The following is a 19,287-nucleotide window of genomic DNA, read 5'->3' as shown; positions in this document are numbered from 1 at the left end:
TCGCTGGTTGATGCGGCACACCTCACAGCGCGAGCTGACGGCGAGTACGTATCGCCGGCCGCGGGCACAGCCCGTTCCGCGGCAGTCGCGAAACCCGACCATGGCATCTCGACTCGGCCTCCGCCCTGTGCTGGACGAAAGTTGACACTCATGCTCCAAACGATCGCCACGCGTCTTGCACGCAGCATCGCGGTGGTATTGCTGGTGACCATCGCGGTCGTGGGCCTGCTGAGCCTCGCGCCCGGCTCGGCATCCCAGGTCATCCTCGGCGAGAACGCGACACCGGAAGCCGTGGCCGAGCTCGATGCGGAGCTCGGACTCGACCAACCCGTGTGGTCGCAATATCTAGACTGGCTCAAGAATGCGCTGCAGGGCGACCTCGGAACCTCGCCGCTGACAAACCAATCCGTCTCGGAGGCGATCTTCGAGCGCCTTCCGGTCACGCTCGAACTCGCTGTACTGGGCCTGGTGTTGGCACTGTTCGTCGCCGTCATCATGGGCGTGCTGTCGGCCGCCCGTCCCGGTTCGGCCCTCGATCGTGGGATCAACGCACTGTCCGCGGTGTTCCTGTCGGTGCCGGCATTCATCGCCGGGCCGATCCTGATCTACTTCTTCGCCATCCAGCTCCAGATCTTCCCCGTGCTGGGATGGTCCGACATCAGCGACGGTCTCGGCGAAAACCTCCGCAGCGCAATACTTCCGGCCATCGCAATCGCCCTGACCGAGATCGCCTCCTTCCACCGCCTACTGCGCACCGACCTCATCTCCACACTCGGTGAGGATTACATCGCCGCCGCGCGAGCGAAGGGGATGAGCCGCACCTACGTGATGTTCCGCCACGCGTTTCGGCCGTCGTCCTTCTCCCTGATCACCCTGGCCGGCATGAATCTCGGTCGGCTCATCGGCGGGACCGTGATCGTCGAAACACTGTTCGGCCTACCGGGACTCGGCCAGCTCATCGCCACCTCGATCACCACCCGAGATCTGATCATGGTCCAGGGCATCGTGGTGTTCATCGCCGTGGTCTATGTCGCCGTCAACACCCTCGTCGATCTGAGCTATGGACTGATCGATCCCCGGGTCAGAAAGGTTGCTGTAGCAGCATGACCAACATCGTTGCCAAACAGAGCGTTCCGCCCACCGCCGATGTTCCCGGTACGGAAATCGCCCTTGCCGTCCCCGTGGTCCGATCACATCGCTCGGTGCTCGTGTACCTCTCGGTGTTCTGGCTCTGCGCCCTCATCCTCGCCGCCCTGTTCGCCGGACTGTTGCCCATCGCCTCCTACGAGACCCCCGTGGGCGCACCACGACTCGGCCCTTCTTGGGGATCGCTCGACCTCCTCCTCGGGACCGACAACTACGGGCGATCCGAACTCTCGCGCATCATCTACGGTGCGCGGGTCTCCCTGGTGGTCGGCACCGTGGCCGGGATCATCGGATTCGCGATCGGCACCCTGACCGGACTCATCGGCGGGTATTTCGGACGCCACCTGGACAACGGCATTTCCCTGCTCACCGACGCAATGCTCGCGTTCCCGCCGCTGATCCTGCTCCTGGCGCTCGCATCGATCTTCAAGCCGAGTACCCAAACATTGCTCCTGGGCCTGTCACTGGTGGTGATCCCGGCCTTCATCCGGTTGTCCCGGGCCAACACGATGGCCTGGTCGTCACGCGAATTCGTCCGTGCCGCACGCAATATGGGGGCCGGCCATTCCCGGATCCTGTTCAAGGAGATCCTGCCCAACGTCATCGCGCCGTTGGCCTCCTACCTCCCGATCGTGATGGCAGCGCTCATCGTCGCCGAGGGCTCTCTGAGCTTTCTCGGTCTCGGCATCCCGCCGCCCACGCCCAGTTGGGGCGGCATGATCAGTGAGGGCAAGGACGCATTGTCCACCTCACCGCATCTGGTCTTCGTACCGTCGCTGGCGATCTTCTTCACCGTCTTCGCACTCAATCAACTCGGTGATCACCTACGCCAGAGGTTCGACAAGACGCTTCAGCACTGATCACTCGGCACCCGTCCACAGCCTCACCTTCACTGCCAATGCATCATCACGAGAGGTCACACATGTCCCCGAGCAGACGTTTACCCAGGCTCCTGGCCGCCCTGCTGTCCGTGTTCGTCTTCGCCTTCGTCGCCGCCTGCGGTGGCGGAAGCACCACCGGAGGTACCGGTGGCGCTTCGCAGGACGAGGGCGATCCGGTGGCCGGTGGCACTGCCGTCATCCTGCAGGCGGGCGAACCGCGATCACTTGATCCGGCCGCACTGTCGAACACCTACTCGCATCAGCCCGCCCTGGGCAACGCCATCTACGGGACATTGATGACCAACAACGTCGACACCTATGCGCCCGAGTACAAGATGGCAACCGACTTCTCGACCACAGACGGCGGCACCACCTTCACCCTGATCCTGCGACCGGGCCTGTCGTTCACCGACGGAACCCCGCTGGATGCCGAGGCGGTCAAGTTCAACTGGGATCGGCTGAAGGATCCGGCCCTGGCCTCGACGACCATCCGCCAGGCGATGCAGATCGCCGGTACCGAGGTCGTGGACCCGACAACGCTCAAGGTCACTCTCGCCGCCCCGAATCCGCACTTTGCCCAGTCCGTTCTCTCGGGTGCGCTGAACTGGATCGCGTCACCGACCGCTATCGCCAAGGGCCCGCAGGCCTTCGACGCCGCACCGGTTGGCGCCGGCCCATTCACCGTCGTCAACTGGACCCGGCAGGACTCGGTTGAACTCGTCAAGAACCCCGGCTACTGGGATGCACCGAAGCCCTACCTCGACAAGCTGACGATTCGGACGGTGGCCGACTCGAACCAACGTCTCAACGCCATCATGACGAACGCCGCCAATCTTTCTTCCGAGAACAACCTGGCCAACCTCAACAAAGCTGACCAGGCCGGTTTCAAAACCGAAACCGTGCCGACCGGTGGTGGGCAGTACATGGGCATGAACGAACGTCGCGCGCCCTTCAACGACATCCGGGCACGACGCGCCGTGGCGCTGGCAACAGATGTGGTCGCACTGAACACCGTTGTCTACAACGGCGAGAACGAGATCCCGGAAACCCTGTTCCCGGAGGGATCCCCATTCTACGAGAACATCAAGCTGCAGGAGACGAACAACAAGCAAGAAGCACAGAAGCTCTTCGACGAGCTCGCAGCCGAAGGCAAGCCGGTCTCGTTCACGTTCCTGTCGTACCCCACCACCGAGAGCAAGATGGTTTCCGAAGGCCTGCAGACTCAGCTCAGCGCTTTCGACAACGTCGACATGAAGGTCGAGGTGCTCGATTTCGGCGCACTCACCGCCCGAGCCGGGCAACGCGATTTCGACATGCTCATCTCGTCGGCCGTCATCCAGGATCCTGACTACCCGCTGTGGACGGCTTTCCACTCAAAGTCGCCCGGCGGCTTCGTGGGCACGAATGATCCCCAGCTCGACGCCGCCCTCGACGCCGGCCGGCTCGCCACCACCGAGGCCGATCGCAAAGCCGCGTACAAGACCGTGCAAGAACGTCTGGCCGCAGTTGTTCCGGGCATCTGGTACACAAAGGCCGTGCCCTCGGCCATGTACGGCAAGAACGTCAACGGCGTTGAACTCTACACGCTCGGATCGCCTTTGCCCGAGAACATCTGGATGAACTGAGCCACCCGCAGCGAAAGGGCACAACCGGCATGACAACTCACCGCGATCCCCAGGGCACCACGGCAGTGTTGCCGAAGAATCGGCCACTGCTCGAGGTCAACAACCTGCGGGCCTACATCGGAACCACCCGGGGCACGGTCCGGGCGGTCGACGACGTCTCGCTGACCCTCGACACCGGTCAGGCCCTGGGGATCGTCGGTGAGTCCGGCTCGGGCAAATCCGTGATGGCCCGCGCCATCATGGGTTTGATGCCCGCGCGGTCTGCCCGCTCCGGCGAGGTGTACTTCCAGGGACGGAATCTGTTGTCCCTGAGCAAAAAAGAGACGCTCGAGACCTGGGGCAAACAGATCGCCATGGTCTTCCAGGATCCGGGCCGATCGCTCAATCCCGTTGTCCGCGTGGAGCGTCAATTGACCGAGGGTATGCGGCGACACCTGGGTATCGGCCGATCCGAGGCCCATGACCGCGCACTGAAGCTCCTACAGGAGGTCGGTGTCCCCGACCCGGAACGTCGGCTGAGCAACTATCCACACGAGATGTCCGGCGGGATGCGCCAGCGGGTCATGATCGCGATCGCCCTGTCATGCGAACCCGACCTGCTCATCGCCGACGAACCCACCACCGCGCTCGATGTGACCATCCAGCGTCAGATCCTCGACCTGCTGCGCGGTGTGCAGCGGGAACGCGACATGGCGATGATGCTCATCAGCCACGATCTCGCCGTCGTGGCCGGGCGGACCGACCGCGTATCGGTGATGTATGCCGGCCGCCTTGCCGAAGTCGGTTCCACCCGTGAAGTATTCGATGCACCACGGCACCGCTACACCCACGCCCTCCTCGGGGCGACACCAACCATCGATCATGCTCGGCACGCCCCACTGAACGTGATCTCCGGGTCGCTGCCCGACCCGACATCGCCCCCTGACGGCTGCCGGTTCGCACCGCGATGCACCCATGCTCAGGACGATTGTGTGACGCCGGGCCCTGATCTGGCATCGGTCGGCACCGACCATCACGTCGCCTGTCTGCACCCGGTCACACCCCAACCCGTGAAGACTCTCACGGCATCCGGAAGGTAAAACCCATGGCCGGCAGCGGAAACGCACACCTACGCGGCGACGACGCACTGCTCAGCGTGCAGGACCTCGTGGTCGAATACCCTACCAAATCGGGAACTGTCCAGGCGGTGTCGAAGATCAGCTTCGATGTGCTCCCCGGCGAAACCCTCGGCATAGTCGGCGAATCCGGGTGTGGCAAGTCCACCACCGGACGTGCGGTTCTGCGCCTGGACCGGGTCACCGCAGGGCGGATCAGATTCGGCACCGACTGGATCGAGAAGGCGCCCGAAAAGCAGATGCGGGAATTGCGCCGCGACATGCAGATGATCTTTCAGGATCCGATCAGTTCGCTCAATCCCCGCCGGCCGGTGAAAGACATCGTCGTCGAGGGGATGACCGTGGCCGGCGCCTCGAAGGCCGAGCGCGCCACCACCTCGGCCACCGTCCTCGAGTCGGTCGGACTGCCACCCGAGCGATACTCGGACGTCTTGCCCCGCGCCCTCTCCGGCGGTCAGGCCCAGCGCGTGGCCATCGCCCGCGCGCTGGCGCTGAACCCCCGACTGCTGATCTGCGACGAACCCGTCTCCGCACTCGATGTGTCGGTCCAGGCCCAGATCCTCAATCTCATCGAAGAACTCAAGGCCGAGTTCGATCTCACCGTCGTCTTCATCGCCCACGACCTCGGTGTCGTGCGCACGGTCAGCGACAACGTCATGGTGATGTATCTCGGCAAGGTCTGTGAGTTCGGGGATTCGGCGGAGGTATACGACAACCCCACCCATCCGTACACCAGGGCCCTGCTCGACTCGGTGCCGTTGACCGACCCCGACAAGGCTTTTGCCGGTCCCGCCCTCCAAGGCGACGTGCCCTCGCCACTCGACCCGCCGACCGGTTGCCGGTTCCGCACCCGCTGCCCCGGCGTGCAAGACCGTTGCGTCACAGAAGAACCCGAGATCCGGCAGACGCGTCCCGGCCAGTATGCCGCCTGCCACTTTCCGCTGACAGTGTTTGACAACAGCGGGCCTCCCGCCGTGGATACGACGAAGACGCCGGCATGAGTCGGGTGCACGAATAAGAAAAGGCCCCGCGAAAGCGGGGCCTTTTCTTATCTGAAAGTCGCTAACCGGCCGCAGCACCGTGCTCACCCAGGGCTGGGGGCGCACCGTACTCGGGCACAAAACCGTCGATACGAATCGGGCAACCGACCAAGCTGAATTGGCCGGCCTTGACCACCATGCCGGGATTTTCCGCCAGTGCCTCGGGCAGGGTGCGGATGGCAGCGGCCGGGACCTGCAACGGACGCAACCGCGCCTCCCAGGACTGCGCGGTGTCGGTGGCCAGCACCGCGGACACGACCGCAAGGACCTCGTCGCGGTTCGCGGCCCGCTCAGCCATTGTGGCGAACCCCTCGATACCGGCTTCCGCGGAGAACGTCCGCCAGAATCCGTCGTGGGTGATGAACAGCGCCAGGTAGCCGTCGGCAGTCGGAAACAGCTGCGCCGGAACATAGTACGAATGCGCACCATTGGGCATCCGGCGCGGCTCGGTGCCCTCGTTCAGGTACGCCGATGCCCGGTAGTTGAGCTGCGAGAGCATCACGTCGCGCAGCGACACGTCCACCTGTCCGCCCCGGCCGGAGATGATCTGCGCCAGCAGACCGAGAGCGGCGGTCAGTCCCGTCGAATTGTCGGCGGCAGAATAGCCCGGCAGGGTCGGCGGTCCGTCGGGGTCACCGGTCAGTGAAGCGACACCGGTGACCGCCTGGATGACGTAGTCGAACGCCGGGTCATCACCCTGATCGAGGCCGTATCCGGTGAGTGCGACGCAGACGATCTTGTCATTCCACTTCTGCAGCGCCTCATAGGTCAATCCGAACTTCCTGATCGCCGACGGTTTCAGGTTGACGATGAGCGCATGGGATCGACCGGCGAGTTCACCGAGCCGGGCCTGACCGGCCTCGGTGGTGAGATCGAGGCAGATGCTGCGCTTTCCGCGGTTCAGGCTCGCGAAATAGGCGTCGCTGACCTGACGGGACAGGTCTCCGGTCGCCGGTTCGATCTTGGTGACCTCGGCGCCGAGATCGGCGAGCATCATGGTCGCGTAGGGGCCGGCCAGGATGTGCCCGACCTCGAGGATGCGGATCCCCGCCAGGGGTCCAGAACTCATCGCAGATCCGCAACGAGCCCGGCGATCACGTCCCGGGTGCGGTACTTGGAAGCAATCAACTCGTCCCGGGTGTCACCGATGGGGAGCAGGCGCATGGACAGGTCGGTCACGCCGGCGTCCTCGAACTGCTTGAAGCGCTTCATGATCGCCTCTTCGTCGCCGACTGCACACAGGTCGCCGACGTCTTTCGCATTGCCCTGATCGAGCAGTCGCTGATAGTTCGGGGAGACCTCGGCCTCGGCCAGGATGCGGTTGGCCCGTTCCTTGGCCACGTCGACCTGCGACGGTGCACACAGGCAGACCGGGATGCCGGCCACGATGCGCGGGGCACCGCGTCCGGCCTTCTCGGCGGCAGCGGTGATCTTCGGAACCACGTGATCGGCCACGGCACGCTCGTCGGCCATCCACAGGATGGTGCCGTCGGCGTGTTGGCCGGCAATGTCGAGCATGACCGGCCCGAGAGCGGCGATCAGGATAGGCAACGGCGCCACCGGTCCGAGGTCGAGCGGGTTGTGCACGTTGTACGTCGAGTTCACGACATTCACCTCACCGGGCGCCTTTTGCGCGGCGTTGAGCACCTCGAGATAGTCGCGGGTGAGCTTGGCCGGCTTGTCGTACGGAAGACCGAGCATGTCCTCGACGATCCAGTGGTGCGACGGCCCGACACCCAGCGCCAACCGGCCCCCGGTCGCTGCATGCGCCGACAGTGCCTGGCGGGCAAGAGCGATGGGATGCTGTGCCTGCAGCGGCACGACGGCCGTACCGATCTCGATGCGAGAGGTCTTGGTACCCATCAACGCCACGGTGATCAGGGCGTCGAAGTCGGTGGGGATCTGCGGCACCCAGGCCGTGTCCATCCCGGCCTCTTCGGCCCAGACGATGTCGGCCATCATCCGGTCGACCTTCTTGGTCGCGTCACCCCGCTCCGGACCGATCATCACCCCAACGCGCACGATACCTCCAAAGTTTACGAAATCAGTTCTTCCACATGGTTTGTAGAATCATGTGGCAGGTTGGTCCTGGTGCTTCCCCGGGCCGGCCTAAGCCGGCGCGGTGGTACCCGTCAGTTCCCGCATCCCGCTCACGAGCTTGTCGAGCGGGGTCGCAGTGGGGAACACCGCCGCCGCGCCGATGTCCAGGAGTTTCTGCACATCGGACTGCGGGATTGTCCCGCCGACAATGACTTTGATGTCTCCGGCGCCGGCCTCACGCAGTGCGTCGACCACACGCTTGGTCAGTCCGATGTGGGCGCCCGAGAGAATACTCAGACCGACAACGGTGCAGTCTTCCTGCAGTGCGATCGACACGATGTCTTCGATCCGCTGCCGGATACCGGTGTAGATCACCTCGAATCCCGCATCACGCAGGGTGCGGGCAACGATCTTGGCGCCTTTGTCGTGGCCGTCGAGGCCGGGCTTGGCGACGAGAATACGGGCGGTCATCAGAACACCACCGGCTGCGAGAACTCGCCCCACACGTCTTTGAGTGCGGTGGTCATCTCTCCGACGGTGCAGTAGGCATTGGCACAATCGATCAAGGGTTGCATGAGATTTTCCGTTCCTTCCGCGGCTCGCGACAGCTTCGCCAGCGTGTTCTTCACGGCCTCGTCATCACGCTCGGCCTTGACCTTCGCCAGGCGCTTGAGCTGCAGCTCACGCCCTTCGGCGTCGAGTTCGTAGGTCGCGATGTCCGGGGCGGCCTCTTCGGATGCAAAGCGGTTCACACCCACGACCGGGCGCACCCCCTGCTCGATGTCCTGATGGATCTTGTACGCCTCATCGGCGATGAGACCCTGCAGGTAGCCGTCTTCGATCGCAGCGACCATGCCACCGTGGTTCTCGAGGTCACTCATGATCTCGATGATCTTCTTCTCGGTGGCGTCGGTGAGGGCCTCCACGAAGTACGAGCCGCCGAGCGGATCGGCAACCCGGGTGACACCGGTCTCGAGGGCCAGGATCTGCTGGGTGCGCAGCGCCATCGTGGCCGATTCCTCACTGGGAAGTGCGAAGGGCTCGTCCCAGGCGGCGGTGAACATCGACTGCACACCACCGAGGACCGAGGCCATGGCCTCGTAAGCGACTCGTACCAGGTTGTTCTGGGCCTGCGGGGCGTACAGCGAGGCGCCGCCTGCGACACAGCCGAAACGGAACATCGCCGCCTTCTCCGTCTTGGCGCCGTACCGTTCGCGCACGATCGTCGCCCAACGGCGACGGCCGGCCCGGTACTTGGCGATCTCCTCGAAGAAGTCGCCATGGGTGTAGAAGAAGAAGGAGATCTGCGGAGCGAACTGATCGATGGTCATCCGACCGCGCTCGACCACCGTGTCGCAATAGGTGACACCGTCGGCGAGCGTGAAGGCCATCTCCTGCACGGCATTTGCGCCCGCGTCACGGAAGTGTGCACCGGCAACCGAGATCGCGTTGAAACGCGGGACCTCGGCGGCACAGAACTCGATGGTGTCGGCGATCAGTCGCAGCGACGGCTCCGGCGGCCAGATCCAGGTGCCACGCGAGGCGTATTCCTTGAGCACGTCGTTCTGGATTGTGCCGGTGAGCTTTTCGCGGGGCACACCCTTCTTCTCCGCGGCAGCGACATAGAGCGCCAACAGAATGGCGGCGGTGCCGTTGATGGTGAAGCTGGTGCTGATCTTGTCCAACGGGATGTCGGCGAACAAGATCTCCGCATCGGCGAGGGTGTCGACGGCACAGCCAACCCGACCGACCTCGTCGGTGAACTCGGGGTCGTCGGAGTCGTAACCGCACTGGGTCGGAAGATCGAGTGCCACCGAGAGTCCGGTGCCACCCTGTCCGAGCAGGTACTTGTACCGCTCATTGGACTCTTCGGCGGTGCCGAATCCGGAGTACTGCCGGAAGGTCCAGAGTCGTCCCCGATAGCCCGACGGGAAGTTGCCGCGGGTGAAAGGGAACTCGCCTGGGGCGGGCGGGGTCGACCCCTCGGGATTCGGTCCATACACCGACTCAAGAGGGATGCCAGAGGAGGTTTCCACGTTCTCGTTCATTGTTGAATACCGTACTTGCAAAAAATGAGAATGCCAATACCATTTATGGGAATGGTCCTTGAGCTGTTGCTCAACGCAGCGGCAGGGCCAATCGGAGAGAGGACCGTACACCAGATGAGCACCGACGCCACCCGCCGCGAGACCTACGACGCAGGTATGAAGGTTCGCGAGGAGGTGGTCGGGGCCGAGTACGTCGCCCGAGCGGTCTCCGCCACCACCGACTTCACCCGCCCCATGCAGGAGCTGGTGACCGAGTACTGCTGGGGCGCGGTGTGGACCCGCCCCGGACTCGGACGCCGCGAGCGCTCGATGATCAACCTGGCGATGCTCACCGCGCTCGGCAAGCCCACCGAACTCGCCGCCCACGTCCGCGGCGCACTGACCAATGGAGTGACCCCGGAAGAAATCCAGGAGGTCCTGTTGCAGACCGCGATCTATGTCGGCGTCCCCGCCGCACTCGAATCCTTCCGGGTGGCAAACGAAATCGTTGCGGAGCACATCGCATGAGCGCGCCACAGAAAAATCAGGTCGCTTTTGTCGGACTGGGCAACATGGGTGCCCAGATGTCGATCCGTCTCCTCGACGCCGGTTACGACGTCGTCGGGTTCGACCCGGCCCCCGCCGCGCGCGACGCCCTCATCGCCGCAGGTGGCAAGTCCGCCGCCGGCGCCGCCGAGGCCATCGCCGGTGCCGAGTTCGTCATCCTGATGCTGCCGAGTTCGCGGGTCGTCGAGGCGGTCCTCGGCGACGAGGCCGTGCTCAATGCACTGGGACCGGGGACCACCGTCGTCGACATGAGCTCATCGGAACCGTTGTCGACGGTTGAACTCGCCAAGGCCGTGGAGAAGACCGGAGCGGTCCTGGTCGACGCGCCCGTCTCCGGCGGGGTTGCCGGTGCGCAGGGCGGCAAGCTGACCATCATGGCCGGGGGCACCGAAGAAGCCGTCACCGCGATCGCCGAGGTGATGGCCCCGATGGGAACGATGACGCGCGTCGGCGACACCGGCGCAGGTCACGCCCTCAAGTCGATCAACAACCTGATGGCAGCGGTCGGACTCCTCGTCACCTCCGAAGGCGTGGCCATCGGCCGGCGTTTCGGTCTCGACCAGGAGCTGATGGTGTCGATGCTGAACGCGTCGAGCGGTCAGAACGCGGCCACCGATGTGAAGTTCCCCCGGTTTGTCATCCCGGAGACCTACAACTCCGGGTTCCGGATGGAACTGATGCTCAAAGACATGCGGATCGCCACCGGCCTCGCATCCGCGATCGGTGTCCCCACCCCGCTCGGTGAACGAGCCGTCGAGGTCTGGGCCACCGCCGACAAAGACCTCGGCCCCGGAGCCGATCAGACCGAGATCGCCAAATGGACGGCTTCCCAAACCCGATAATGTGCCCTTTTGGCGACCGTTTCCCCAGGTGAGCGCCGCCAAAACCCCACACTATCGGGGGGCGGTGGGCGCCTGGGCGTAATGCGCCTCGATGATGGCCCGGACGGTGTGCCGGCAGCGACCACAGTCGCGGCCGGCACCACAGGCGTTCGCGACCTCTTTCGACGTGCGGGCCCCGTCGACGACGGCCTGCTCGACGACGTGGCTCGTGACCCCTTGGCACAAACAGACATACATGCGAATACCTGCGGCTAACTGATCGTCTGGAGTTCCATGACACGCTCCAGCCTTCCGACGAACAGCGGCGGATACACGCCGACTCCGGCACCTTGCATCCATTCGGCGGCGGCGTCCGGCCGCTCCACCCAGGCGATGGCATTTTCTTCGGTGTCGAGTTCCACCAGGATCATGACTTCCTGACCATCATCGAAAGCCTGATAGATCCAGACCCTACGCACGCCGGCGGCGATGAACCGACGTAAACTGACCCTTACCTTTTCGAGCAATGCCGTCACGTCCTCCACCGGCGCAATGGCTGCCACGATGACCCCGGATTCCTCCGAAACCGGCGATTCGAGTTCGATTTTCTCGACGACATCCCCGGCGAACATCGGTGGAATTTCTTCCACACCGGCCGCGTCGTACCACTCCATCACTGCGGGGCTACGCAAGAGTTTGTCGATGGATCCCCGGTCATGCAGCCCCAGCGTGGCGAAAACCCGTTTGGGTTCATGTAGTGCCCGGTAGACGACGAGGTGATGGGCGCCCAGGCGGGCCAACGAATCATTGTTCACCGCAAGGCGATCCATGATTCCGGCTTCATCGGCCACGGAAAAGTCCGCGGCCAGGATTCGCGAATGCTGGGTCATCTGATCCGTTCCTGGTGTCAAAGGTCTGGCATTGTCGGTCAAAACGCCATGCTACCGGGTAAATTGATCTGAGCGCGTGGCTTCATACAGCCCCACCTGGACCAGCCCTCCCGGTGCTGAAATCACGCGCTTCTTTTGACGTGAGGAGAAACCATGCAAGGAGATCCCGAAGTTCTCAAACTGCTCAATGAGCAGTTGACCAGTGAACTGACGGCAATCAACCAGTATTTTCTGCATTCGAAAATGCAGGAACACTGGGGATTCACCGAGATAGCCGCCACCACCCGCGCCGAGTCCTTCGACGAGATGAATCATGCCGAAGCACTCACCAACCGGATCCTGCTGCTCGACGGACTACCCAACTACCAGCGGCTGTTCTCGCTGAAAGTCGGACAGACACTGCGCGAGCAATTCGTCAGCGACCGGGCCATCGAGGTCGACGTCATCAACCGACTGAAGCCGGGAATCGCGATGTGCCGGGAGAAGCACGACACCACGAGTGCGATTCTGCTGGAAGGGATCCTGGCCGACGAGGAAGTACATTTGGACTACCTCGACACCCAGCTCGAGCTGATGGACACACTCGGCGAGGCACTCTACCTCGCACAGTGCGTGGCGCGCCCTCCGAAGTGATCCGGATCGGCCGTACATAGCTCGACGAGGCGACATCGACGTGCCTGCGTTCTGCGGCTACCCTCGGCTCCAAAGGCGATGACACGAGGGCCTGACAACCAGGCCCTCGTGTCTTTGCATGGTTCACGTGAGGAATTGATGTTCAAGAAGGTCGGCACGGTCATCGCAGCCCTGTGCGCACTGCTCGCACTCACCAGCCTGGGGGTGTCGACCGCCGCCGCCGCGCCACCGAAGACCAACCTCGGTGGCGGATCCGGCCTCCTGTTCCCCGAGGGCCGGGGCGGATTCAGCGCCTGCACGCTCACAGCCATCGGACACGATCAGAACAATGCCCTGGTCGGCTTGACCGCCGGGCATTGCGGAGATGCCGGCACACCGGTCCTGGCGGAATCGGCCAGATCAGCAGGCGCCCTCGGCCAGATCACCTACAGCGACGAAGTCCTCGACTACGCGATCATCCGGTTCGACGCCGGCAAGGTCAATCCGGTCCAGCGGGTCGGCGGCGTGACCATCCGCGGACTCCGCACACAGGCGCCGCAGTTCCTCGAACTCATGTGCAAGGAAGGCCGCACCACCGGCAATACCTGCGGGGTCACCTGGTTCTCCGACGGTTTTGCGCATTTCAGTCAGATCTGCGTCGTCGAGGGTGACAGCGGAAGCCCCGTGGTTGTCGGTGACCGCCTCGTCGGCATGGTGAACGCCTACTACTTCTTCGGGTGCGTGGGTCCCGAGACCGGCACGAACATCAAGCCGATCCTCGACGACATGAGCCGTCGGGGCATCACGGACTTCCGGGTCATCTAACCCTCGCCGTTCAGGCCGTCCGGATTTCGCATTGCGGTAGATCGCGATGAAGGCTGCGACCAACATTGGCCAATTTGACGGTCATCGAAAATTTTCCGCCATACTGGTCAAGTGTTGAAATCAGTCGCGATCATCCTGCAGGAACCGGTGGCGGCATTCGAGTATGGCGTCGTGTGCGAGGTCTTCGGCGTCGATCGCACCGACGAGGGCGTACCTCCCATGGATCTACGGGTGTGCGGGATCGAGCCGGGCACACCGCTGAACTTCACCACCGGAGCGCAGATCGTCCCGACCTATGGACTCGACGCCTGCGCGGACGCCGACCTGGTGGCGATCCCGGCCGGTCGGCTCACCGCGGACTACCCCGTCGAGGTACTCGAGGTACTCCGCGCAGCCCACAGGCGTGGCGCCTACATCCTTTCGGTCTGCACCGGGGCGTTTGTGCTCGCCGCCGCCGGCCTTCTCGACGGGAAGTCCGCCACCACCCACTGGAAGTACGGCGCCCAGATGGCCGAACTTTTCCCCGAGGTCCGCGTCAACACCGACGTCCTCTACGTCCAAGAGGGCAACATCATCACCAGTGCGGGCACGGCTGCCGGTATCGATGCCAGTCTGCACCTGATCCGGACCGAACACGGACCGGTCGCAGCCAACAAGATCGCCCGCCGGATGGTGGTCCCACCCCACCGCGACGGCGGGCAACGACAATTCGTGAAAGAGCCTGTGCCCGAATGTGACAGCGACGGATTCGGGCAGGTCCTCGGCTGGATGTTGAGCAACCTCGACTCCGACATAGCCATCTCCGACATGGCTGCGAAAGCACACATGTCCCCGCGCACGTTCGCGCGCAGATTCCGCGACGAGGTGGGAACCAGCCCGCTTCGGTGGCTCACGGAGCAACGGGTACTGGCCGCCCAGGGATTACTGGAATCGAGCGATCACGGCATCGAGGAAATCGCGAGACAGGTCGGCTTCGGTTCGGCAACGCTGCTGCGTCATCACTTCTCGACCGCTGTGGGCATCACACCGACCGCATTCCGGTCCCGCTTCGGCTGCGTCGGCTGACGCCGACACCCCTCTACGATGGGTTCCGATCCCCCCGACGGGAAGTAGCGGAGACGATGACCAGCAACTCAGACGATCCAGAGGACCAGCGGCCGGATCTGAACAAGCATCCGGACAACACCGAAGCGACGCAGTTTTTCACTCCTCCGGTCAACCTCTACCCGGCGGAGCCGCCGTACCCGCCCTCGTCACCCGATCAGTTCGCGCCGTATACCCCGCCGCAGTACGGGGAGCCGCTGCACAGCCAATACCCATCGCAGCAATACCCAACGCCCCAATACCCGACTCATCCCTCGGGGCCGCAATACCCGGCACCGCGGTACCCCGAGTCCGGGTTTGCCGGTGGCCCTCCAGCGGTACGCCTTCAACCAGCCGCGGTCCCGGCCACCCGCACGTTGGGGGCCATTGCATTGGTGGGCGCGCTGTTGTTCATCCCGTACGGCTGGTTGACCTGGGCTTCGTTCGAACCGAAATACACCGATGCAGCGAAGGTTTCGGTCAATGGCTGGGGTCAGGTGTTCCAGGATGGTTCACAGCTCATCATGGATCCGGGAACCACCGGGATGCCCTTCGCGGCATTCTTCATCCCGTTCCTGGTGTTACCGGTGGCAATTCTGGCGCTGCTGGTCATCTGCAACATCGGCCGCTTCGGCAACTCGATCGCGATCCTTGTCCTGTCCGTCCTGCACCTGTTCCTGGCGCTGGTATTTCTGGCCGTGCCCAGCACGTGCATCATCTTCGACAACGACGACGATTCGATCTTGTTCGAAGGACTGAACGACTTCTCGACAGGACCGGGCACCATCCTGGCCACCGCGACCCTGATGGTGATGACCGGGACGAGCATCGCGGGCGTCGTCCTGGGTCGCAAAACGGTCAACCCCTCGCCGGTTGTCCCCGCCGGCCACGGCGGATATCTCGGCTTCTGAGCATCGCCCGCCAACGTCGCCTCAATCGGTGAGCATTCCGCCCGCAGCGCGCCATTGCACCAGCCCACCACTCATGTTGACCGCCTCGAAGCCGTTCTCCACCAGAAGGTTCGCCGCACCTGCCGACCGGATACCGCCGGTACAGAAGGCGATGAGCAGTCGGTCCTCGGGAAACTCCAGACAGCGCTCCAGCAATCCTTCGAGCGGCGCGTGGACCGCGCCGGGTATGTGCACCCGGTTCCACTCGAATTGTCGACGGACATCGATGATCAGCGCACCGTCTCCCACCAGACGAACAGCTTCGACGGCGGTCACCGACGGCGGGCGGCGTAGATAGTGCCGGATACTCATGAACGACTCGACTTCATCCCTTCAGCTTAACTGAAGGTTGCTGGCTTGGTCAGCCTTCCGACACCACACGCAACATTTGCGCGCGGAGCGCCTCGGTCAGTTCGGGATTCGCCGCCCCGAACTCCGCATCAAGGTCGGCCACCACCGTGGCCGCGCGGGCCAGCAGCGCTTCCCCATCGGCCGTCACCGCCAAGGTGGATGGAGTCCCGGCGTGTGCCGTCCCGTCGTCGACGAGACCGGCCGCCACCAGAGCCGCCACCGCGGTGTGGGTGCTCTGGACCGTGATCCGCGAGCGGCGGGCAAGTTCGCTGAACGAGATACCCGGCGTTCCCCGAATATGCCCGAGCAGCCCGAACTTCCGGGTGGTCAATCCGAGCGGCTTGAAGGCCTCGGCCAACTCCGCTTCCCACACCCGACTGACCGTGAGCAGCATGACAGTCGGACTGAACGGAGGTGGCTGCGGCATCTGCTCAGGCTACCCACCGACAAGGGGTCGCAACGGCCAGGGAAGTCCGTCAGCGCTCTGAGGGCTCCGCGTCATACGATTCGGCGAACGAGATCCGCGGCAGCGTGGTCGCCGCATAGACCGTCAGCGCCAGGAACACCACAAAGGTGAGCACGAAACCGGCTGCCACAACGGCAAATCCGTAGTGAACGACACGCTCGATGACACCGTCGCCCGACACCCATAACGAGGCAAACGCCGACAGCACCGTACCCAGCAGCGCCCACGCCGCTCCCCTGGCCCGCGGACCCACGGTCGACACGTAGAACAACCGCTCGTAGATGGCCGTCTCGAACTCGTCGACGGCAGCCGCCCGCACCGGATCATCCCCGGCAACCGAGCGCAGCTTCACCGCCAGATCGACGTCTTTGTCGAGGCGCTGCGCCTCGGTCTGGCGGTACCAGACGTACAGGCCCACCCCGACGACCACCGCGAGAACAAAGATCCCAACACCCACTGCCGCCCACGATGTGTCATTCACCTGACACACGTTACAGAAAGCGCCCTATCACGCCAGGGCACCGGTGGCCGTTGCGGACACCGGTGATCATTTGAACTATGGATGGGTCTGTTCACCAGGGTCCGCTGATGCCTACGATGACGCGGTATCAAAAGTGCACGGTTTCGAACTCGTAGGGGAAATGGGTCAGATGGCCGAGTTGATCGGATTGACCAAGCGCGTTGTTGAAGCACGCCTGAACAACACGTCAGTCAAGGCAGTGAGTGGATCGATGATCTCTTATCAGGGGCAGGTCGAATTCAAATCGGCCGGATTCGGCGGCGGATCAGGGGTTCTCGCCGGGCTCAAACAGAAGGCGACCGGCGAGTCACTGAAGTTGATGGAGTGCACCGGCAACGGCATCGTGCACCTGGCGATCAACGCGCAGTACACCACGGTCCTACAGCTGAACAACGAGACCATTCAGGTCGAGTCACGGCAACTCCTGGCCATGGCAGGTGATCTGCAGACCAACGTCCAGTTCGCCGGCGTCGGCGGGATGTCCAGCGGTCAGGGACTTTTCACCACCACCGTGACCGGTAGCGGTCAGGTCGCCCTGTTGTCGGCCGGCGGTCCACTCATCCATCTCGAGGTCAATCCCAATCTGCCGGTGGTGGTCGATCCTGATGCGTTCGTCTCCGCCAAAGGCCAACTCCAGCAATCGTTTGTCACCGATGTCAGCTGGCGGTCGATGATCGGCCAAGATGGCGGTGAGGCGTTCTCGTTGCGCTGGCAGGGCCAGGGTGTTGTGTCCATCCAACCTGCGGAGCGGTGAGCGACATGGTTTTTGAGAAGATCAACTCGAAGGTTGTCAAGGTCGACGTCGGCCAGGCCGGTGGTGTGGTCGCCCGTAAAGGCGCGATGCTCTTCTACACCGGTCAGATTCAGTTTTCCCCGCACCAGATCCCCGGCGCCGGCGGGATGCCCGGCCTCGGCGGTATGGGTGCGGTCGCCGGGATGGCCGGCCGGATGATGCGCGGCGAGCACGAGGCCACCATGATGGCGCAGGGTCACGGGCAGGTCCACTACGGATTCGGTGGGCTCGCAGTGCATGTCATCGACATGCCGCAGGGCGGCACCGTCACCGCCGACGCATCCAGGACACTCGGCTACACCGCGGGCCTGCAGGCTTCTATCGTCTCGATGACGTCCCAGGGCAACGGTGGCGGCGGTGGACGCGGCGGTGGACTGATGGGTGCGCTGCGCGGAGCGGCGACCGGCGCGTTGACCGGCGACGGCATGTTCACGACCCAGCTGCAGGGCATGGGCTCGGTGGTGTTGCTGGCCCACGGTGAGGTGCTGGAGATCCCCGTCGGTGGCCAATACCCGGTCATCGTCGACCCGCAGGCGTTTGTCGGCACATTCGGCAATGTGCAGACCCAGTTGAAGTCGACGGCGGGCTGGCGCGATGCCGTCGGACGTGGGGCCGGTGAGGCGATGCAGTTGCAATGCCATGGTCAAGGAACTGTGTTCGTACAAGCGTCCGAAGAAAAGCTGTAGGGGAAAGCCATGAGCGACATACTCAATCCGTCGATGCTGCAGGGCGACGACAACATTCCCGGCAACAACTACGCGTACTACATGCAGATGACCAAGCCCTGGATCATGTCCAAGGGCGCGATGATCGCCTACTACGGACAGATGCAGTTCCAGGCCCTCGTCCAGGGCATGCAGACCACGATGATGCAGCAGCTCGCCGGAACCATCAGCGCGCCACTGTATATGGGCGACTTCATCATCGCCCAGGGACAGGGCACGCTCATCATCGGCGACCGCGGATACGACATCAACTCGTACGATCTCGAGGACGGCAACCTGACGGTCCGCGCGGCGAACCTGCTGGCGTTCGAGCCGGGACTGCAGCTCAACCAGTCGATCGTCCCCGGCTACCTCACACTCATCGGCAGCGGCAAGTTCCTGGCGTCATCCAACGGACCGGTCATGTTCGCCGAACCACCACTACGCGTTGATCCCGAAGCGCTTGTCGGGTGGGCTGATTGCCCGTCCCCCAGCCATCACTACGACCAGGGTTGGGTCACCGGATTCATGGCCGCCGGTGCGGCCATGATGGGTGCGGCCAGTGGAGAAGAGCAGCAGTTCGACTTCACCGGATCCGGCACGGTCCTGATCCAGTCCAGCGAGAAGGTCATCAACGACCACAATCTGGTGCGGAGCCTGGAAAGCCAGATTCCGGGTCTGTCCTCGGTCGGTCTCACCCGCCTGAACCAGACGATCCAGTCGCAGATGGCACAGCAACAACAGATCCGCTGAGCGGGGAAGAACACCGGGCGCACCCGACACACAAAAGCCCCCCACGGCCGCGGGGGGGGTTGGCCGTGGGGGCTTTTC

The 19,287-nt window shown here is 63.7% G+C and carries 23 protein-coding genes; 14 read left to right on the top strand and 9 right to left on the bottom strand.

What is annotated here, in order from left to right:
• The first annotated feature begins 150 nt into the window (after positions 1 to 150).
• The 5 genes from AC51GR_RS20240 (at position 151) to AC51GR_RS20220 (ending at position 5,768) form a co-directional block, all read left to right on the top strand.
• A complete protein-coding gene (locus tag AC51GR_RS20240) occupies positions 151 to 1,107 on the top strand; it encodes an ABC transporter permease (protein WP_496326436.1) in 957 nt (318 codons plus the stop codon).
• On the top strand, positions 1,104 to 2,006 hold the full coding sequence (locus AC51GR_RS20235; RefSeq protein WP_496326435.1) for an ABC transporter permease: 903 nt from the start codon (positions 1,104 to 1,106) through the stop codon (positions 2,004 to 2,006). The genes AC51GR_RS20240 and AC51GR_RS20235 overlap by 4 nt, the downstream gene beginning before the upstream one ends.
• Before the next feature lie 62 nt (positions 2,007 to 2,068).
• The gene (locus AC51GR_RS20230; protein ID WP_496326434.1) at positions 2,069 to 3,652 is read left to right on the top strand and encodes an ABC transporter substrate-binding protein; all 1,584 of its coding nucleotides are present in this window, start codon (positions 2,069 to 2,071) and stop codon (positions 3,650 to 3,652) included.
• Between the two features lie 29 nt (positions 3,653 to 3,681).
• Complete coding sequence (locus tag AC51GR_RS20225) at positions 3,682 to 4,731, top strand: ABC transporter ATP-binding protein (protein WP_496326433.1); 1,050 nt, start codon at positions 3,682 to 3,684, stop codon at positions 4,729 to 4,731.
• 5 nt (positions 4,732 to 4,736) lie between these two features.
• Positions 4,737 to 5,768 carry an ABC transporter ATP-binding protein gene (locus tag AC51GR_RS20220; RefSeq protein WP_496326432.1) on the top strand — a complete coding sequence of 344 codons (1,032 nt, stop codon included), beginning with the start codon at positions 4,737 to 4,739 and terminating at the stop codon, positions 5,766 to 5,768.
• A gap of 61 nt (positions 5,769 to 5,829) precedes the next feature.
• On the opposite strand, the gene AC51GR_RS20215 is transcribed toward AC51GR_RS20220, so the two are convergent.
• The 4 genes from AC51GR_RS20215 to AC51GR_RS20200 form a co-directional block, all read right to left on the bottom strand.
• A complete protein-coding gene (locus tag AC51GR_RS20215; protein WP_496326431.1) occupies positions 5,830 to 6,876 on the bottom strand; it encodes a CaiB/BaiF CoA transferase family protein in 1,047 nt (348 codons plus the stop codon).
• Positions 6,873 to 7,829: a TIGR03564 family F420-dependent LLM class oxidoreductase gene (locus AC51GR_RS20210; protein WP_496326430.1), complete on the bottom strand. Its 957-nt coding sequence runs from the start codon at positions 7,827 to 7,829 to the stop codon at positions 6,873 to 6,875. Before AC51GR_RS20210 ends, AC51GR_RS20215 begins: the two co-directional genes overlap by 4 nt.
• An 87-nt stretch (positions 7,830 to 7,916) precedes the next feature.
• Positions 7,917 to 8,318 carry a cobalamin B12-binding domain-containing protein gene (locus AC51GR_RS20205; RefSeq protein WP_496326429.1) on the bottom strand — a complete coding sequence of 134 codons (402 nt, stop codon included), beginning with the start codon at positions 8,316 to 8,318 and terminating at the stop codon, positions 7,917 to 7,919.
• Complete coding sequence (locus tag AC51GR_RS20200; protein ID WP_496326428.1) at positions 8,318 to 9,895, bottom strand: methylmalonyl-CoA mutase family protein; 1,578 nt, start codon at positions 9,893 to 9,895, stop codon at positions 8,318 to 8,320. The genes AC51GR_RS20205 and AC51GR_RS20200 overlap by 1 nt, the downstream gene beginning before the upstream one ends.
• A 114-nt stretch (positions 9,896 to 10,009) precedes the next feature.
• Between AC51GR_RS20200 and pcaC the strand changes: the two genes are divergently transcribed.
• Positions 10,010 to 10,402 carry a 4-carboxymuconolactone decarboxylase gene (gene pcaC / locus AC51GR_RS20195; protein WP_496326427.1) on the top strand — a complete coding sequence of 131 codons (393 nt, stop codon included), beginning with the start codon at positions 10,010 to 10,012 and terminating at the stop codon, positions 10,400 to 10,402.
• Entirely contained in the window at positions 10,399 to 11,283 is an 885-nt protein-coding gene (locus tag AC51GR_RS20190) for an NAD(P)-dependent oxidoreductase (protein WP_496326426.1), read from the top strand. Before pcaC ends, AC51GR_RS20190 begins: the two co-directional genes overlap by 4 nt.
• A 51-nt stretch (positions 11,284 to 11,334) precedes the next feature.
• On the opposite strand, the gene AC51GR_RS20185 is transcribed toward AC51GR_RS20190, so the two are convergent.
• Together AC51GR_RS20185 and AC51GR_RS20180 are read right to left on the bottom strand one after the other, a co-directional pair.
• Complete coding sequence (locus AC51GR_RS20185; RefSeq protein ID WP_496326425.1) at positions 11,335 to 11,520, bottom strand: (2Fe-2S)-binding protein; 186 nt, start codon at positions 11,518 to 11,520, stop codon at positions 11,335 to 11,337.
• 14 nt (positions 11,521 to 11,534) lie between these two features.
• The gene (locus AC51GR_RS20180; RefSeq protein WP_496326424.1) at positions 11,535 to 12,152 is read right to left on the bottom strand and encodes a fatty-acid--CoA ligase; all 618 of its coding nucleotides are present in this window, start codon (positions 12,150 to 12,152) and stop codon (positions 11,535 to 11,537) included.
• 153 nt (positions 12,153 to 12,305) lie between these two features.
• On the opposite strand from AC51GR_RS20180, the gene bfr reads away from it, so the two are divergent.
• The 4 genes from bfr (at position 12,306) to AC51GR_RS20160 (ending at position 15,583) form a co-directional block, all read left to right on the top strand.
• The gene (gene bfr, locus AC51GR_RS20175; RefSeq protein ID WP_496326423.1) at positions 12,306 to 12,785 is read left to right on the top strand and encodes a bacterioferritin; all 480 of its coding nucleotides are present in this window, start codon (positions 12,306 to 12,308) and stop codon (positions 12,783 to 12,785) included.
• A gap of 138 nt (positions 12,786 to 12,923) precedes the next feature.
• On the top strand, positions 12,924 to 13,589 hold the full coding sequence (locus AC51GR_RS20170; protein WP_496326422.1) for a chymotrypsin family serine protease: 666 nt from the start codon (positions 12,924 to 12,926) through the stop codon (positions 13,587 to 13,589).
• Between the two features lie 111 nt (positions 13,590 to 13,700).
• On the top strand, positions 13,701 to 14,654 hold the full coding sequence (locus AC51GR_RS20165; RefSeq protein ID WP_496326421.1) for a GlxA family transcriptional regulator: 954 nt from the start codon (positions 13,701 to 13,703) through the stop codon (positions 14,652 to 14,654).
• A 56-nt stretch (positions 14,655 to 14,710) separates the two neighbouring features.
• Entirely contained in the window at positions 14,711 to 15,583 is an 873-nt protein-coding gene (locus AC51GR_RS20160) for a hypothetical protein (protein WP_496326420.1), read from the top strand.
• Between the two features lie 21 nt (positions 15,584 to 15,604).
• Here AC51GR_RS20160 and AC51GR_RS20155 read toward each other — a convergent pair whose 3' ends face one another.
• The 3 genes from AC51GR_RS20155 to AC51GR_RS20145 are packed head-to-tail and all read right to left on the bottom strand — an operon-like array spanning position 15,605 to position 16,920.
• Positions 15,605 to 15,934 (bottom strand): rhodanese-like domain-containing protein, encoded by a 330-nt coding sequence (locus tag AC51GR_RS20155; protein ID WP_496326419.1) that lies wholly within the window; start codon positions 15,932 to 15,934, stop codon positions 15,605 to 15,607.
• Between the two features lie 49 nt (positions 15,935 to 15,983).
• Entirely contained in the window at positions 15,984 to 16,400 is a 417-nt protein-coding gene (locus AC51GR_RS20150; protein ID WP_496326418.1) for a MarR family transcriptional regulator, read from the bottom strand.
• Between the two features lie 49 nt (positions 16,401 to 16,449).
• Positions 16,450 to 16,920, bottom strand: a complete 471-nt coding sequence (locus AC51GR_RS20145; protein WP_496326417.1) for a hypothetical protein — start codon at positions 16,918 to 16,920, stop codon at positions 16,450 to 16,452.
• Between the two features lie 169 nt (positions 16,921 to 17,089).
• Here AC51GR_RS20145 and AC51GR_RS20140 point away from each other — a divergent pair, with 169 nt between their 5' ends.
• Genes AC51GR_RS20140 through AC51GR_RS20130 form a run of 3 tightly spaced genes read left to right on the top strand, consistent with a single transcriptional unit; the run spans position 17,090 to position 19,209 of the window.
• The gene (locus tag AC51GR_RS20140; protein ID WP_496326416.1) at positions 17,090 to 17,713 is read left to right on the top strand and encodes an AIM24 family protein; all 624 of its coding nucleotides are present in this window, start codon (positions 17,090 to 17,092) and stop codon (positions 17,711 to 17,713) included.
• A 5-nt stretch (positions 17,714 to 17,718) separates the two neighbouring features.
• Positions 17,719 to 18,438, top strand: a complete 720-nt coding sequence (locus AC51GR_RS20135) for an AIM24 family protein (protein ID WP_496326415.1) — start codon at positions 17,719 to 17,721, stop codon at positions 18,436 to 18,438.
• 9 nt (positions 18,439 to 18,447) lie between these two features.
• Positions 18,448 to 19,209 carry an AIM24 family protein gene (locus AC51GR_RS20130; protein WP_496326414.1) on the top strand — a complete coding sequence of 254 codons (762 nt, stop codon included), beginning with the start codon at positions 18,448 to 18,450 and terminating at the stop codon, positions 19,207 to 19,209.
• Positions 19,210 to 19,287 lie beyond the last annotated feature (78 nt).

It is taken from the genome of Williamsia sp. z71, from assembly GCF_059553375.1.
Note: the sequence above shows the minus strand (reverse complement) of the source record. Positions and strands in the feature narration are given on the sequence as shown.